Annotated in this window: 15 protein-coding genes and 1 pseudogene; 12 read left to right on the forward strand and 4 right to left on the reverse strand. The window is 34.3% G+C overall.

What is annotated here, in order from left to right:
* Positions 1-38: 38 nt before the first annotated feature.
* The 4 genes and pseudogenes from EKL96_RS12100 to EKL96_RS12115 all read right to left on the reverse strand — a co-directional run bounded on the left by EKL96_RS12100 (position 39) and on the right by EKL96_RS12115 (position 3,770).
* Positions 39-2,486, reverse strand: a complete 2,448-nt coding sequence (locus EKL96_RS12100) for a DNA translocase FtsK (protein WP_126462757.1) — start codon at positions 2,484-2,486, stop codon at positions 39-41.
* Between the two features lie 17 nt (positions 2,487-2,503).
* The gene (locus EKL96_RS12105) at positions 2,504-2,878 is read right to left on the reverse strand and encodes a diacylglycerol kinase family protein (protein WP_126462760.1); all 375 of its coding nucleotides are present in this window, start codon (positions 2,876-2,878) and stop codon (positions 2,504-2,506) included.
* A 10-nt stretch (positions 2,879-2,888) separates the two neighbouring features.
* Positions 2,889-3,386: a thiol peroxidase gene (tpx, locus tag EKL96_RS12110; RefSeq protein WP_126462763.1), complete on the reverse strand. Its 498-nt coding sequence runs from the start codon at positions 3,384-3,386 to the stop codon at positions 2,889-2,891.
* Positions 3,387-3,572: 186 nt separating this feature from the next.
* A pseudogene (locus EKL96_RS12115) lies at positions 3,573-3,770 on the reverse strand (DUF6952 family protein).
* Between the two features lie 1,010 nt (positions 3,771-4,780).
* Between EKL96_RS12115 and EKL96_RS12125 the strand changes: the two are divergent.
* The 12 genes from EKL96_RS12125 (at position 4,781) to EKL96_RS12180 (ending at position 16,200) form a co-directional block, all read left to right on the forward strand.
* Positions 4,781-5,578 carry a sulfite exporter TauE/SafE family protein gene (locus EKL96_RS12125; protein WP_126462766.1) on the forward strand — a complete coding sequence of 266 codons (798 nt, stop codon included), beginning with the start codon at positions 4,781-4,783 and terminating at the stop codon, positions 5,576-5,578.
* A 357-nt stretch (positions 5,579-5,935) separates the two neighbouring features.
* Positions 5,936-7,336: an MBL fold metallo-hydrolase gene (locus tag EKL96_RS12130; protein ID WP_126462769.1), complete on the forward strand. Its 1,401-nt coding sequence runs from the start codon at positions 5,936-5,938 to the stop codon at positions 7,334-7,336.
* Between the two features lie 11 nt (positions 7,337-7,347).
* Positions 7,348-7,665 carry a rhodanese-like domain-containing protein gene (locus EKL96_RS12135; protein WP_126462772.1) on the forward strand — a complete coding sequence of 106 codons (318 nt, stop codon included), beginning with the start codon at positions 7,348-7,350 and terminating at the stop codon, positions 7,663-7,665.
* Between the two features lie 273 nt (positions 7,666-7,938).
* On the forward strand, positions 7,939-8,247 hold the full coding sequence (locus tag EKL96_RS12140; protein ID WP_126462775.1) for a DUF202 domain-containing protein: 309 nt from the start codon (positions 7,939-7,941) through the stop codon (positions 8,245-8,247).
* A gap of 67 nt (positions 8,248-8,314) precedes the next feature.
* Positions 8,315-9,529, forward strand: a complete 1,215-nt coding sequence (locus EKL96_RS12145) for an MFS transporter (protein WP_126462778.1) — start codon at positions 8,315-8,317, stop codon at positions 9,527-9,529.
* A gap of 60 nt (positions 9,530-9,589) precedes the next feature.
* The gene (locus EKL96_RS12150; RefSeq protein WP_126462780.1) at positions 9,590-10,159 is read left to right on the forward strand and encodes a TlpA family protein disulfide reductase; all 570 of its coding nucleotides are present in this window, start codon (positions 9,590-9,592) and stop codon (positions 10,157-10,159) included.
* A gap of 102 nt (positions 10,160-10,261) precedes the next feature.
* Positions 10,262-10,825, forward strand: a complete 564-nt coding sequence (locus EKL96_RS12155) for a YeeE/YedE family protein (protein WP_126463080.1) — start codon at positions 10,262-10,264, stop codon at positions 10,823-10,825.
* Between the two features lie 10 nt (positions 10,826-10,835).
* Positions 10,836-11,333 (forward strand): DUF6691 family protein, encoded by a 498-nt coding sequence (locus EKL96_RS12160; RefSeq protein ID WP_126462783.1) that lies wholly within the window; start codon positions 10,836-10,838, stop codon positions 11,331-11,333.
* Between the two features lie 6 nt (positions 11,334-11,339).
* Entirely contained in the window at positions 11,340-12,431 is a 1,092-nt protein-coding gene (locus EKL96_RS12165; RefSeq protein ID WP_197037197.1) for a c-type cytochrome, read from the forward strand.
* Entirely contained in the window at positions 12,428-12,853 is a 426-nt protein-coding gene (locus tag EKL96_RS12170; protein WP_126462786.1) for a DsrE family protein, read from the forward strand. Before EKL96_RS12165 ends, EKL96_RS12170 begins: the two co-directional genes overlap by 4 nt.
* 85 nt (positions 12,854-12,938) lie before the next feature.
* The gene (locus EKL96_RS12175) at positions 12,939-14,633 is read left to right on the forward strand and encodes a bifunctional metallophosphatase/5'-nucleotidase (protein WP_126462789.1); all 1,695 of its coding nucleotides are present in this window, start codon (positions 12,939-12,941) and stop codon (positions 14,631-14,633) included.
* Between the two features lie 136 nt (positions 14,634-14,769).
* Positions 14,770-16,200, forward strand: a complete 1,431-nt coding sequence (locus EKL96_RS12180) for an OprD family outer membrane porin (RefSeq protein WP_126462792.1) — start codon at positions 14,770-14,772, stop codon at positions 16,198-16,200.
* Positions 16,201-16,274 lie beyond the last annotated feature (74 nt).

The following is a 16,274-nucleotide window of genomic DNA, read 5'->3' on the forward strand; positions in this document are numbered from 1 at the left end:
CGCTTTTACTTGAGTTTTGAATCTTTGTTTTCATGTTGTTAATTGTTTTGTTCATTGTTGAAAAATTGATCAAGAGAACTTATATCCAGAATGTTTACACTGCGCGCTTTACTTCCTTCAAAAGGGCCTACAATTCCTGCGGATTCCAATTGATCAATCAATCGGCCCGCTCTGTTGTACCCTAGTTTTAGTTTTCTTTGTAACAATGATGCGGAGCCTTGTTGTGCATTGACAATTATTTCGGCTGCTTCTCTAAACAAAGTATCTCTATCAGAGATATCCATATCAAGATTAATGCCACTTTCTTCCCCAATAAATTCTGGAAGTAAATAAGCGGTAGCATATGCTTTTTGACTACCAATGAATTCCGTTATTTTTTCTACTTCTGGTGTGTCTATAAAGGCACATTGTACACGTACTACATCATTTCCGTTAGTGTATAACATATCGCCACGCCCAATTAACTGATCTGCTCCTTGTGTGTCAAGAATGGTCCTGGAGTCAATTTTTGAAGTAACTCTAAAGGCGATTCGGGCAGGAAAATTAGCTTTTATCAAACCTGTAATTACATTTACCGAAGGTCTTTGAGTAGCTATAATCAAATGGATTCCTATGGCACGCGCTAATTGTGCCAGGCGAGCAATAGGAACTTCTACTTCTTTTCCGGTAGTCATAATCAAATCGGCAAATTCATCTACTACAAGAACGATATACGGTAAAAATCGGTGGCCATTTTCTGGATTCAATTTTCGGGCTTTAAATTTATCGTTGTATTCTTTAATGTTTCGCACCATCGCGTCTTTCAACAAAGAATAGCGATTATCCATTTCTACACACAGGGAGTTTAAGGTATTAACTACTTTTGCATTATCAGTAATAATTGCTTCATCCATGTCTGGAAGTTTGGCTAAATAGTGTCTTTCAATCTTATTAAAAAGGGTCAGCTCCACTTTTTTAGGATCTACCAAAACAAATTTAACTTCTGCGGGATGTTTTTTGTACAAAAGGGAAGTTAAAACAGCATTTAATCCAACAGATTTTCCTTGTCCGGTAGCACCGGCCATTAATAGGTGGGGCATTTTAGCTAAATCAACTACAAAAGTTTCGTTCGAAATGGTTTTTCCAAGAGCTATAGGTAATTCCATTTCGGCTTCTTGAAATTTAGCGGAACCAATAACACTTTTCATCGAAACCATCGTGGGGTTTTTGTTAGGAACTTCAATCCCTATGGTTCCTTTCCCAGGAATAGGGGCAATGATCCGAATGCCTAATGCCGAAAGTGACAGCGCAATATCATCTTCTAGACTCTTGATTTTTGAAATTCGAATTCCTGCTTCCGGAACAATTTCATATAAAGTAACTGATGGTCCAACGGTCGCTTTGATCTGTGCAATTTCAATTTTGTAATTGCGAAGCGTATCTACAATTTTATTTTTATTTTCTTCTAATTCTTCCTGATTGATAGTGATTCCTCCCGTAGAATATTCTTTTAATAGGTCAATCGTAGGAAATTTATAATTGGATAAATCCAATGTTGGATCAAATAATCCAAAATCAGCAACTAATCGCGAGGCTAAATTTTCTTCAATTATATCCTCTTCCGGAGCCGTTTCTATTACAAAAGTATCAATTGGAGCTGCTAATACCTCTGGTTTTGCTATTGGTGTGATTTCCATAGCGAGAGGCTTGGCAACAGGTTCCCGGTTAATATTCGATGCGTTGCTTATTGTAGGTTTTAATGCTTCTTTGTTAATTTCAAATTGATTACCATTGGTTTTCAAATGAATACTGTCCTCTTCTTCGGTTACGGCAAACTCTTCTAAATTATAACCACTGTTCTCCTTTTTGATGGGACTGGCTGTTGCTAAATCAGTCTTTAATTCTTGTTTTGTTTGATCAAAAAAGGATTGGATTTTTTCTGGTGAAATTTTAATTTTGAAAATTACATATATAATTAACCCAAATAATAAAATCAATAAAGTGCCTGTTTTTCCAATGTAATCTTGTGAAAAAGAATTCAATTCATAACCAATTACACCTCCTAATTCAGGTACTGAAGTAGCAAAAAAACCAAACAAAACTGATAAAACGACGCTCACAAATAAATCCCAAAACCAAATGTTTTTTAGTTTTTTTAAAGGTAATCCTACTATTAAATATATTCCAGTTAAGAAAAATAACCGGACAAATATAAATGCAGCAACTCCAAAACCGTTATAAATTAGCAAATCAGCTAAAAAAGCGCCAAATTTCCCCAACCAATTTTGAACAATTTCCGTACGATCCGCAATCGCATGAACTGCGCTTTGATCTTCTTGACCGTAAATGTAAAAGGAAACAAAAGCAAATAATAAAGCAATTGAAAACAATACTAACAGTGAGCCAAAAACAATTTTATGTTGTTTAGTCACCCTCCAAGGACTATTCTCCGGAGTTTTAGAATCATTTTTTTTGTTTAAAGGAGGTATTTTTGTTGTTTTTGCCATTCGAGTTGTACTAATTCTTACAGGAATTTTGGTGTATAAATAATTAAACCGATTGTTATTGCTGTTAAAGCAGCAAAAAAGACCGCTCCTGCGGCAATATCTTTAATAAACCCAATTTTTTCATTATAATTGGGATGGATAAAATCAGCTACTTTTTCTACAGCCGTATTCAATCCCTCAATGCTAAGAATTAATCCTATTGCCAGAGTTTGAAACAGCCATTCTGTTTTAGTAATACTAAAATAAAATCCAGCAATAGTCAACAGTATGGCTATTGAAACCTGAACCATTATACTGTGTTCTGTGCGGATCAATTTTAAAGCGCCCTTAAATGCATAAGTGACGCTTTTTAATCTTCCCGTAATGAAAGTGGTATCTTTTTGAAACTCCATTAAGATGAAATTAAAGTACAGCTAAAGCCGCTTCATAATTTGGCTCGTCTGCAATTTCAGCCACTTGTTCCGTATGGGTAACTATTCCGTTTTGATCAACAACAATGATTACTCTGGAATGCAATCCGGCCAGAGGGCCATCAGTGATTTCTAAACCATTTACTTTGCCAAATTCACCACCTTGAAAATCAGATAAATTAATGACATTTTCAAGTCCTTCAGCACCACAAAAACGTTTTTGGGCAAAAGGCAAATCTCTAGAAACACATAATACAGTTGTATTTTCTAAAGTACTGGCACTTTCGTTAAATTTTCTCACGGAGGCTGCACACGTTCCTGTATCTATACTTGGAAAAATATTTAAAACTAGTTTTTTACCTTGAAAATCACTAAGCGAAGCTACAGAAAGATCTGTTTTAACTAATTTAAAATCAGCTAATTTAGTCCCTATTTTTGGTAATTCTCCTGAAGTGTGTATTGGATTTCCTCCTAATGTTATTAATGCCATAATTTTGTTTTTTTAATAAGGTTCAAAAGTATGAAAATTATTTAAGAATAAGACCTCAAACAGGTGTTTAAAGTTTCCATTTTTACCTCTTATGATAAACCCGCAGGTACTGCTGTATTCTCTTTTATTGAATAAAACACACACACATTGTTAAGTACGTTTTTAAAATATTGAATATGATTTATTTTATTTGTCGATAGAATCTAGTACTCGTTTCATGAAAGTATTTAAAGCTTCTTTTTTATCAGTTCCGGTTTTTACCAGTTTGCTCATCTCTAAAGCACCTTACATAGTAGAAATTAATTCGCCTATCACATCTAGTTCTTTGTATTTCAAGAATGAAATTTCAGTCATTGCCTCAAGAACTTCTATAGTTTCAATGATATAATCTTCATCATTTTCTGAAGCTAATTTTTTAAATTTTGGTAATTAAATCCTGTGATGTATCTTCGGTTAATTCGATTAAAATAAGTTTGTTTTTTAAGGTTGAAAGAGGCAAAGGTTCAAAGCGACAATGCATGAATTTGTGCAACAAAAAACCTTTGTTGCTCTGAATCTCTGAACCTTTATATCTTTATTTGAATTAATTTAGTACACAACAAAAACATATATTATTGAAATTCAACCAAATAAAGGTCCTGTAATTTGCTGAAAATACTGATATTTCGTGCGTTATAGAATTATCACCACATAATTTTTATAGTGAAGAATACCAGTCTTGAGGGTAAAGACACAGAGCTTATTTCAGTTTTACAAGATCATTTCAAAGGAGAACTCAATTTAGCAAGGGTCAAGCTCATTTGTTTATTCATTACGGCTTTATGCAAAATAAAGACAATCAATTATGATAAGTTAGCATCTGGATTTGCGACAACTGCTACTAAAAATAGCTCTTATAGAAGAGTGCAATGATTCCTGAAGGAATTTGTCTTTCCCATGAAAATAGTTTCTTCTTTGATATTCAATTTATTACCAGCTAAATCCGATTTGGTATTGGTGCTAGATAGAACCAATTGGAAGTTCGGATTTTTGATTAATGATTCTTGATTTCAGATGTGGTAGAACCCTTAAGATCAAATTTATCTCTTTTATTTACTTTATAAATAATACCATTTGCTAAACTGTTTTTATTTTCTCCTATTTGAATCATTCAGAGCGCTACCTACATAGAAAACAAGAAAAAAATTGCTCAAGAATAAAGACAGCTATGCTTTTATTTCGTCTGTAGCCTGTTGATACTCTCCCGTTCCGGAACTGTAAACAATCCATAAGAAATTGTCATTATAATTACCCTAAAGGAATTTGAATTTTAGAAAAAAATTTTTTATATGTGATAAATGTTACTGAATGCAAAAATTTAACAGACAATCTTTGCAATCATAAATTTTACAATTATGGAATATATTGGTTATTTTTCGTCAATACTCATTGGAGTTGCATTAGGGCTCATTGGCGGTGGAGGCAGCATTCTTACCGTACCTGTTTTAGTCTATTTATTTACAGTTGAACCCGTGATTGCAACTGCATATTCATTATTTATTGTTGGCTTGACAAGTGCGGTAGGAAGTGTTGGCTATTTCAAAAAAGGTTTGGTTAGCATAAAAACAGCTATTGTTTTTGGTATCCCATCAATTATCTCCGTTTTTACAACAAGAGCAATAATAGTTCCTGCAATTCCTAAAGAGCTGTTTTCTGTGGGAAATTTTATCTTGACTAAAGACCTTTTTTTAATGCTGTTTTTCGCTGTTATAATGATTATTGCTTCTTATAGCATGATTAAAAAAGACAAAAAACTCGCTTCTGAAGAACCACACGAACAAAAATTCAATTATCCGCTTATACTTATAGAAGGAACACTTATAGGAATAATTACCGGACTTGTAGGAGCTGGCGGTGGTTTTTTAATTATACCGGCTTTGGTTATTTTGAGTAAACTTCCTATGAAAGAAGCGGTTGGGACTTCATTAGTAATCATTGCTGCAAAATCTTTAATCGGTTTTTTCGGAGAAGGTGGAGAAAACGTTATTGATTGGCAATTCTTATTTACCATTTCAGCATTTGCAATTGTTGGAATTTCTATTGGCACAGCATTATCCAAAAAAATTAATGGCAACAACCTGAAACCCGCTTTTGGCTGGTTTGTTTTAGTGATGGGGATTTATATTATTACTAAGGAGTTATTTCTAAAATAAAATTATTGTATAACAAAAGTCACGTTGATACAGAAGCAATTTAAATAAATTTATCTTCTTATTACTAAAACAAATCCAAAAACAAATGGCTAATCAATATCAAATATTAATAATCAAAGGTCGAGGTAATTCAGTACTTTTTGTTACTCCACAATTGCTTATTAAAAAAATTTAATCAACCAAAATCAAATTATACAAGAGAAGCGGCAAAAATTGTATCTACGCGCCACGACATTCATATTAATAAAATACTACAATTACAGTTATAAAATACTTGTGTAACATATGTCACCATTTTTAATAAATGTAATCTGTAATTTTGGTTTCAAATGAATAATAAACTTAAAAATAAACGATATGTATTTTCAACACATTTACGACAAGAGTCTTGCTCAGGCAAGTTATTTTATTGGCTGTCAAAAAGCAGGTGTAGCCGCAGTTATCGATCCTAAAAGGGATGTTGACACCTACCTTGAAATTGCCAAGCAGAACAATATGAAAATTACTCATGTTTTAGAAACACACATTCATGCTGATTTCCTCGCTGGTTCCAGAGAATTAGCAGCTTTGACGGGAGCAGAAATGTACCTTTCAGCGGAAGGCGGATCCGATTGGAAATATGAATTCCCTCATGTTGGCATTAAAGATGGTGATGTTCTGAAAGTAGGAAACTTAAAAATAGAAGTAGTTCATACACCAGGACATACTCCGGAAAGCATCAGTTTTCTGCTAACCGATACGCCTGCCAGCGATGAGCCTGTCATGTTGTTCACCGGTGACTTTGTATTTGTGGGAGATGTAGGAAGACCTGATTTACTTGAAAAAGCAGCAGGAATGAAAGGAACACAGGACATTGGTGCTAAACAAATGTATCAATCCATTACTAAATTCGATGCATTACCTGATTATATTCAAGTATGGCCAGGTCATGGAGCAGGCTCTGCTTGTGGAAAAGCACTAGGAGCCGTTCCAAGCACCACTGTAGGATATGAAAAAATAAGAAACTGGGCTTTTCAGCATAAAAATGATGAAACTGGATTTGTAAAATATTTATTGGAAGACCAACCGGAACCGCCAAAATATTTCGCGATGATGAAAAAACTAAATAAAGTAGATCGTCCGCTTCTTACAACTGTTCCAAAATTAAAACAACTGGATTATAGCGAGTTAACAGCAGCTTTAGAAAAAGGAATCAAATTGATTGATGCAAGAGATAAAACGGAATTTTCTACAGGATTTATTCCGGGAAGCATCAACATTCAAGGGAATAATTCATTTGCCACTTGGGCAGGATGGTTTCTTACGTATGAAGAACCTTTTATGTTGCTTGCCGATGAATCACAATTAGATGATTTGACTAGAAAACTAATGCGAATTGGATTAGACAACATTCACGGGTACATTCCTTCTACGAAAATATGGGAAGAAAATGGCGGTTCTTTGGAGAAAGTAAATCAAATTACAATAGAAGAATTTAAAGCCTTACAACAAGAAAAAGATGTTCAAGTTGTTGACCTTCGTGGTGTTGCAGAATACAATGCAGGTCATATCAAAGAAGCTGATAATGTATTTGTAGGTACTTTAGTAAATAATCTGGACAAAATAAGTAAGGATAAAAAAGTATTAATCCATTGCCAAGGTGGTGACAGGGCAGCAATTGCCTATTCATTATTAGCGCGAAATGGGTATAAAAATGTGCTCAACTATTCTCCTGGAATGAATGAGTGGATGAGCCAAAATAATCCTATTGAATACTAAAAACCTCAATTATGTTCGGAATTTTTAAAAATCTGTTTTCAAAAAAAGACACCACACAAATGGAAAAATTAATAAACGAAGGTGCTTTCTTAGTAGATGTTCGCACACCGTCAGAATTCGCAGAAGGTCACGTAAAAGGTTCAACCAATATTCCTTTGGATCAAGTGGCGAGCCAATTGGAAAAATTCAAAGAAAAAGATCATATTATTGTTTTCTGCCGTAGCGGTAATCGCAGCGGTCAAGCCAAAATGATTTTGGAACAAAATGGTTTCAAAAACGTTACAAATGGCGGTACTTGGCAAGATGTAAACGAAGCGATAAGCAAATAAACAGCTGTTGTTTTAAAAATAGTGTATGCAGTTTAAAACAAGAAAAGTAGTTGTTTTAAACTGCATATTTATTTATTCAGCAATGAAAATTAGAGGACAATAAAAACACTTTGATTTTATTCTACTTATAAAATACTGAAAAAACATTTGATTTTTCAAATTCATTTAAATAAAGAAGTAAATTTGATAGTGCTTTTAGAAAAAATTTTCATTTTTACTCTTCTACGAAACAAATACAACTAAACTACTTTTTGCACTTAATTATAAAATAATATGGAAACAAAAAAAGCAGCAAACAAAGACTTAATTTTAAGAGAAAAATTAGCATTGCAACGGACTGTATTGGCCAACCAATCTACTTTTCTTGCCTTTTTGAGAACGTCAATGTATTTTTTGATTGCAGGTTTAAGTTTGAGAAATCTGCTCAAAATTGAAAATAGTTTACTGATTGAAATCGCACTTTTTATCACTTCATTTATCATTTTTGTTTTTGGGACAATCAACTATTTCAAGCATAAAAAATCCATCCTAGAAAATAAAAAACACATAGGTGACTACCAATTAGAATATTACAAATTATAAGAACTTATACTTTTTTATTCCTAACTTCTTTTTCAAACGAAGATTTTAAATTCATAAATTACATCAATTGAAAACAAATACAACCAAACTTGGACTGAAAGAAAATTGGAAACAATTTACTATTTTGGTTATTGTCAATGCCTTTGTCGGCGGGATGATAGGAATGGAACGAACCATTATTCCAAAATTTGCTGAGATTGAATTTGGCATTGCTTCAAAAACGGCTATTCTCTCTTTCATCATTGCCTTTGGAATTACAAAAGCCATTACCAATTATTTTACGGGCAAACTGGCGAACCGTTTCGGAAGAAAAAATTTGCTTTTATTCGGTTGGATTCTAGCCATTCCAATTCCTTTTATTTTAATTTATGCAGAATCTTGGAACTGGGTGATTTTTGCCAATATTTTATTGGGAATTAGTCAAGGACTTACCTGGAGCAGTACAGTGGTGATGAAAATTGATTTGGTTGGAGAAAAAGATCGTGGACTTGCGATGGGACTCAACGAGTTTGCCGGTTATTTTGCCGTTGGATTAGTTGCTTTTCTGTCAGGCTATATTGCACAAAAATATGGCATTACGCCCTACCCTTTTTACTTGGGAATTGGGATTTCGATAATTGGTTTTTTATTGACTTTGTTTTTTGTGAAAGACACCAGAGTATTTGTTCAAAAAGAAAACACAACGAATAAAACTGAAAAATTAGATAATATTTTTCTCGAAACCACTTTCAAAAACAAAACATTAAGCACCATAACACAAGCAGGATTAGTCAATAACCTGAATGACGGCATGATTTGGGGACTTTTACCTATTGTGTTGCTTTCTTTGAATTATGATTCACAGAATATTGGAATTATAACCGCCATTTATCCTACTGTTTGGGGTTTTGGACAATTGGTAACCGGAAAAATGTCTGATGTTTATTCGAAAAAAAAGATGTTGTTTTGGGGAATGTTACTTCAGGGAATAGCGATACTTTTTATTCCTTTTGCTGCAGCATTCTATCAGTTGGCCGCAATTTCAGCATTTTTGGGTTTAGGAACGGCGTTAGTCTACCCCACCTTTTTATCTGCCATCGCACAAGCTACAACTCCACATCAAAGAGCTGAAAGCATTGGCACATTCAGACTTTGGAGGGATTTAGGATATGCGATAGGCGCCATTATTTCAGGAATAACAGCCGATTTATTTGGTGTAAATTATGCCATTGTTCTAATCGGTGTCATCACCATTGTATCATCACTAATTATTGAAATCCGAATGCCGAAAGACTCTTTATAAAAAACAACCCGCTAATTTTAATCTAAAATCATCTCTTTTTAGAGAATAATAATTAAAAAAATGGAGCCAAAAAAATCAAAAAAATCGACTGTTCAAAATATTGTTTTTATCGTATTAATAGCACTACTTCTGTTCAGTCCGTTGGGCACTTTTGTAAAAGTAGAACTGAATCGATTAATTGCTTTTTCGCCTAAAACAATTGCCGTTATGGATCAAAAAGAACTGTCAACTTATCAATGGCAATTAAAAGACGCCACCGGAAAGACGGTGTCATTGGACGCATACAAAGGTAAAATAGTATTCATTAATTTCTGGGCCACCTGGTGTCCACCTTGTATTGCCGAAATGCCAAGCATTCAAAAATTATATGTTGATTATCAAGACAAAATAGTCTTTTTGTTTGTGACAACGGATTCCTTCGAAAAGGCAAATGCTTTTATGATTAAAGAAAATCTGACGCTTCCTGTGTATCAATCGGTAACCAATCCTCCATTAGAAATGGAATCGGCGACAATTCCGGCAACCTATATTATTAATCAATCAGGAAATGTAATCGTAGCCAAAATTGGAACAGCAAATTGGAATAGTGATTCGTTCCGAGAAATGCTAGACGAGTTATTAAAAAAATAAAATTATTGTCATTTTTTACTTTTTTTTTCTTGTGTGACAAAAGTAACACAACTACTCATTTATAAATATAACCTTTGTTGTAATAAAAAAATAAATATGGAAATTTTAGAATTAATCAAAGAACCTTGGCCTTGGTACATTGCAGGTCCATTAGTTGGACTTACGGTTCCGGCTTTGTTAATCATTGGAAACAAATCATTTGGTATTAGCGCCTCTCTACGCCACACTTGCGCCATGTGCTTACCGGCAAATATTACGTTTTTCAAATATGACTGGAAAAAAGAAATTTGGAATATGTTTTTCGTTTTCGGTATTATATTAGGTGGTGTGATCGCGTACAGCTTTTTGTCAAATCCAAATCCAATTACTATTGATGGAAATCTAAAAACCGAATTGGCAGGCTACGGTATAACTGAAATTTATGGAATGTTACCGGAACAATTGTTCTCGTGGGAAAGTTTATTTACACTCAAAGGCTTTTTTATGATGGTTATTGGTGGCTTTTTTATTGGTTTTGGTTCTCGCTATGCGGGAGGTTGCACCAGCGGTCATTCTATTTCTGGTTTGTCTAATTTACAAATGCCATCGCTTATAGCAACATGTTGTTTCTTCATTGGCGGATTGATTATGGCAAATGTTATTTTACCATTTATTCTTTCACTTTAAATTACAAATTATGAACATTAAAGATCAAAATACAGATTTCGAAACGCGTTCTTTAGATACGGTTTGTATCAACGAGAGCCAATTAGAACACAAATGGCATCACAATTTGAAATACTTAATCATAGGTGTTTTGTTTGGTATTGTATTTATAAAATCCGAGGTAATCAGCTGGTATCGCATCCAGGAAATGTTTCGTTTCCAATCTTTTCACATGTATGGTATCATAGGAAGTGCTGTAGTGGTGGGGATAATTTCCGTTTTCATGATAAAAAAATTCAATATTAAAACCATTTATGGCGAAAAAATTGAATTTCATGACAAAACTTTCAACAAAGGCCAAATTTATGGTGGCCTTATCTTTGGATTGGGTTGGGCAGTAACAGGAGCTTGTCCTGGACCATTATTTGCACAAATTGGAACGGGTGCCACAGTGATGATTGTTACTCTGTTTTTTGCAATAGTGGGAACTTGGGTATATGGTTATTTTAGAGACAAACTGCCTCATTAATACCTTATGAATCCAGAAAAACAAAATATCATTCCATTTAAATCGCTCGTAAAAAGGCTAATCTATCTGTTTATAACCATTATCTTCCTGGTAATGGTTTTCTTCGTCGGTTTGTTTTTCAATACCACAATTACCGCTTCGTTTCAAAATAATGATTCAAATCTCGATTCTCTTTATATCGATGCAAAGAAAAAAGTGATTTTGCAAAATGAAACGGCAAAATTCTGGAAAGCGGCTGACATCGCTCTGATTAAAGATTCAACTTTAAAACAGGAAGTAGAATATGGCAAAGATCTAATTGCGCATACGGCAAAATATTTGGGTCCAAATGGCAGTGTCAAACCAATTACTAATGGAATGAATTGCAACAATTGCCATCTGGATGCCGGTACAAAGCCTTGGGGAAACAATTATGGTTCCGTATATTCGATGTATCCAAAAATGAGAGCCCGAAGCGGGCAAGTAGAAGATCTTTATAAAAGAGTCAACGATTGCATCGAGAGAAGTTTGAATGGTCAGCCTCTGGAAAGAGATGAAAAGGAAATGAAAGCCATGATCGCGTACATTGAATATATTGGCAGTAATGTACCTAAAGGGAAAGAATCGAATGCCTCGGGAATTTATGATCTGGAATATTTAAATCGTGCTGCCGATCCCCTAAAAGGAAGCGCATTGTATAATAAAAAATGTGCCAGTTGCCATCAAATGAATGGTCAGGGAATTTTGGCCGAAGATAAAAAGGAATACACCTATCCGCCACTTTGGGGCAAAAATTCATATAATAACGGCGCAGGATTGTTTAGAATCAGTCGGTTTGCCGGCTATATAAAATACAATATGCCATTGGGTGCATCTTATGAAAGACCTCAATTATCCGATGAAGAATCTTGGGATATTGCTGCTTATGTAGAAAATCTGGAAAGACCGTCGAAAGATTTAAGTCAAGACTGGCCCAATATTACCAAAAAACCGGTGGATCATCCTTTTGGTCCATTTTCAGATTCATTTACGGAAACCCAACATAAATTTGGACCTTTCAAACCAATAAAAGCCGAAAAAACGAAAAACAAAAAAAACAATCTTAAAACTCCATTATGAAAAACCTAACGCTTTCATTTATCCTGGTATTTATCATGATTTCCATTGGCACATTGGCACAAAAAAAAGCGCAAAACCACAAAATCGTTTTTCAGTTTACCAATGCTACTGATACTTTGCAACAAAAAGCAATTGTAAACCAACTAAAAAATCTAACGACATATTGGCCAAATGCCAAATACGAAGTAGTAATTCACAGTATGGGTTTACCATTTGTAATGACTGCAAAATCAAAACAATTAGAATCCATAAAAGCGCTACGGGCAAAAGGAGTTCGTTTTTTAGTATGCGAAAACACAATGAAAAGTCAGAAAGTAACCAAAGACCAATTAATCTCCGAAGTAGAATATGTGCCGGTTGGAATTGCTGAAATTGTAGAAAAACAAGAGCAAGGCTGGAGCTATATAAAGGGAGGATTTTAAATACCAGTATCGATTATTTTTAGCAAAATAAAATGAACTACCGTATCAAAATCTGTTAAAAAACAAACCTAAAAACCTAAAAAAGATGAGCAATAACCGAAGAAATTTCCTGAAATCAGTAGGAACTTTAAGTCTAGGCGCAGTGATTATTTCACCTATTTCCGTTATTGCAAATACAACTGAGCCCACAGAAAAAAACTTGAATATAGCAATCGATGGTACTAAACCGCAAACAATTACTATTCTTCAAACCACTGATGTGCATTGTCAGATTCATCCGCATGATGAGTTATTTTGGGAAAATGGGAAAGCTGTTTTTAGAAAAACGGGCGGTTATGCCTACATGGCAACTTTACTGAAACAACTCAAAAAGAAAAACCCAAATACGTATACCATTGACACCGGCGACATGTTTCAAGGTAGCGAATTAAGCGTAGAAACTACCGGTGAAGCTTTTGTTCCCATTTTAAATGCATTGAATTACGACTTATATCTTCCCGGAAATTGGGAGGTGATTTATGGAAAAAGAAAGATGCAAACGTTATTAGGTTCCCTTGATGCACCAAAAATTTGTACCAATATGTATCATGACCTGGGCAATGGAAAACGTGGGGAACTTATTTTTCAACCGTATACTATTTGGCATGTTGCCGGAGCAAAAATTAGTTTTTTAGGATATACTGATCCATTAGTACCGCTAAGACAAAGTCCCAATTACAGCAAAGGTATTATCTATACTGATCCTGAAGAAAATCTGGCGCATTATGTGGATGTCCTTAGAAATCAGGAACAATGCAGCTATGTACTTATAATTGCACACTTGGGCCTGTCCCAACAAATAGCATTGGCAAACCGACCGGAATGTGAGGGTGTAAACTACATTTTGGGTGGCGATACACATGAAAGAGTGCGCAAACCAATTGTTTGTAAGTATTCAAAAGTGGTTGAACCGGGAGCTTTTGGTTCGTTTATTGGAAAATTAGATTTAACCATTCTCAACGGAAAAGTCATTGAGGACAACTATGAACTACTGGAAGTTGACTCTCCAAAAATAAAACCGGATGCAACAATAGAAAAATTATTAATAGAAAAAGAATTCGTTTATCAGGAACAAATTAATACCATTATTGGATACAGCACGATTCCTTTGTACCGCTATTTTGTAGTAGAAAATCCAATTGACACAATGATCCTGAATGCCTTACACTGGAAATTTCCAGATATTGATATTAATCTTTCGAATGGATTTCGCTTTTGTCCACCAAAAACAACACCGGATCAAACCGGAAACATTCCTATTACAAACGGATTTATCTTTGATATGTTACCAGTTGACAGCACAGTAAGAACAGCCAAAGTTACCGGAAAGCAATTGAAAAACTGGCTGGAAAAAGAATTAAACAATGTTTTTGCTGATGACGCTTCTAAACGCTTTGGTGGATGGGTAGTTAAGTTCAAAGGAATGGAAGTCCGCTTTAATGCTTTTGCCGAAATGGACAAAAGAGTTCAAAGTATTACGATGAAAAATACGCCATTAGATCCTGATAAATTGTATTCAATCATGGCCTGTGAGCGTGACGGAGATCCTGTGGACATGCTTTGCAGGATGAAAGGCGTCATGGATGCTAAAAACACTAATGAAACCTTGCATTCGGTGATGAGAGATTATTTAAAACAAAATTCTCCTGTTACACCTACACCGCAAAAAAACGCAATAATTCTTGATGCTCCTGAAACACTCTTAACTCAAGTTACCGGTGTTGATTATACTTTCAGATAATAATTAAGTCGTAAAGTCAAAAGTCATAAAGTCGAATGTTTAAACATTCGGCTTTATTTTTTGAGCCAATGTGATAAAAGTTACCTCCCATTTATAGGACTCCGATTATTTTTGTAAAAAAATTAAAGACTTACAAATGAAATCTTTTTTCGCTATATTAATCTCAACTTTTTTACTTTTAATTAGTTTCCATTCCTCGGCACAATATCAGGAAGTTTCGAATAAGCCAGCCGTTTGGAAAGAGAAAAATAATAAAAAAATTGATTCCACCTCGATTTTAAATGCTTTCAAAAACGGAAACTTCATCGGCCATTTTCGCTATTTTTTTATGAGTACCAACAATGAAAGTGGCTTATCTGATTATTATGCCAATGCTGTTGGTGGCGGTGTAAAGTTTGAAACGGCTAAATTTCATAATTTTCAATTTGGGGTCAGTGGCTATTACATTTATGATATCGGTTCTTCTGATTTTTCTAAAAAAGATCCGGTAACAAATTTATCCAATAGATATGAAGTAGCGCTTTTTGATTTTCAAAACGTATCAAGTAAAGACAATTTAAGCCGGTTAGAAGAATTATTTTTAAAATACAACTACAAAAATTCTAATGTAACCCTTGGAAAACAACTACTGAATACGTCGTTCATAAATCTGCAGGACGGCAGAATGCGGCCTACTGAAGTCGATGGAATATGGATCGATTTTAATGAACTCAAAAAAACTAAAATAAATGTAGGGTACCTATACGGAATTTCGCCACGAAGTACCATGAAATATTTCAGAATTGCAGAATCCATAGGGATTTACCCAACTGGCGTGAATCCCGATGGAACAAAATCCGATTATGCAGGGAATTTAGACAGTAACGGAATTTATATTGTAGGCATACAAAATGAATCGATAAAGAATTTAAAAACACTTATATGGAACCAATATGCTGAGAATATATTCAATTCGGCGCTATTGCAAATGGACTACAAATACAATTTAAATCCAAACTCGAAACTGCTTTTTGGTTTTCAGACGATTTACCAAAATGCCTTGAATTTCGGCGGAAATAAAAATCCACGCAAAACCTATTTTGAAAAAAATGGCAATTCACAAACTTTTGGTGGAAGATTAGGCTGGCAGAATAAAAAAATAGAAATTACTTTAAATTACAATCGAATAACTGCTAAAGGAAGGTATTTAATGCCACGAGAATGGGGACGAGACCCGTTTTACACCTTTATGGCCAGAGAACGGAATGAAGGTTTTGGAGATGTGCATGCGGTAATGACCAAAATACAATATACGAATCCTAAAAAAATATTCAAATCGCATTTGGCTGTAGGTTATTTTGATTTGCCAGACGTGAAAAATGTTTCCTTAAATAAATACGAATTGCCTTCTTATTTGCAGACCAATGCTGATGTTCGCTACCAATTTCAGGGGATGTTAAAAGGGTTTGATGCGCAATTATTGTATGTACACAAGTTCAATGCGGGTGAAACCTATGCTAACAAAAATTATATTTTAAATAAAACGAATATGAGTACTATTAGTTTTATACTCAATTTCAATTTTTAAAATATGGCTTTTTTTTTTAATCCAAATAATAAAATTTCATGATCAGATAGTGCAGCACTAAATACAGTAAAGTT

The sequence above is a fragment of the Flavobacterium sp. LS1R10 genome (assembly GCF_003968825.1).
Taxonomy (GTDB): Bacteria; Bacteroidota; Bacteroidia; order Flavobacteriales; family Flavobacteriaceae; genus Flavobacterium.

Coding starts and splice junctions, on each gene's coding strand:
- EKL96_RS12100 (WP_126462757.1), bottom strand. CDS start 2,486: ATGGCAAAAACAACAAAAATACCTCCTTTAAACAAAAAAAATGATTCT.
- EKL96_RS12105 (WP_126462760.1), bottom strand. CDS start 2,878: ATGGAGTTTCAAAAAGATACCACTTTCATTACGGGAAGATTAAAAAGC.
- tpx (WP_126462763.1), bottom strand. CDS start 3,386: ATGGCATTAATAACATTAGGAGGAAATCCAATACACACTTCAGGAGAA.
- EKL96_RS12125 (WP_126462766.1), top strand. CDS start 4,781: ATGGAATATATTGGTTATTTTTCGTCAATACTCATTGGAGTTGCATTA.
- EKL96_RS12130 (WP_126462769.1), top strand. CDS start 5,936: ATGTATTTTCAACACATTTACGACAAGAGTCTTGCTCAGGCAAGTTAT.
- EKL96_RS12135 (WP_126462772.1), top strand. CDS start 7,348: ATGTTCGGAATTTTTAAAAATCTGTTTTCAAAAAAAGACACCACACAA.
- EKL96_RS12140 (WP_126462775.1), top strand. CDS start 7,939: ATGGAAACAAAAAAAGCAGCAAACAAAGACTTAATTTTAAGAGAAAAA.
- EKL96_RS12150 (WP_126462780.1), top strand. CDS start 9,590: ATGGAGCCAAAAAAATCAAAAAAATCGACTGTTCAAAATATTGTTTTT.
- EKL96_RS12160 (WP_126462783.1), top strand. CDS start 10,836: ATGAACATTAAAGATCAAAATACAGATTTCGAAACGCGTTCTTTAGAT.
- EKL96_RS12165 (WP_197037197.1), top strand. CDS start 11,340: ATGAATCCAGAAAAACAAAATATCATTCCATTTAAATCGCTCGTAAAA.
- EKL96_RS12170 (WP_126462786.1), top strand. CDS start 12,428: ATGAAAAACCTAACGCTTTCATTTATCCTGGTATTTATCATGATTTCC.
- EKL96_RS12175 (WP_126462789.1), top strand. CDS start 12,939: ATGAGCAATAACCGAAGAAATTTCCTGAAATCAGTAGGAACTTTAAGT.
- EKL96_RS12180 (WP_126462792.1), top strand. CDS start 14,770: ATGAAATCTTTTTTCGCTATATTAATCTCAACTTTTTTACTTTTAATT.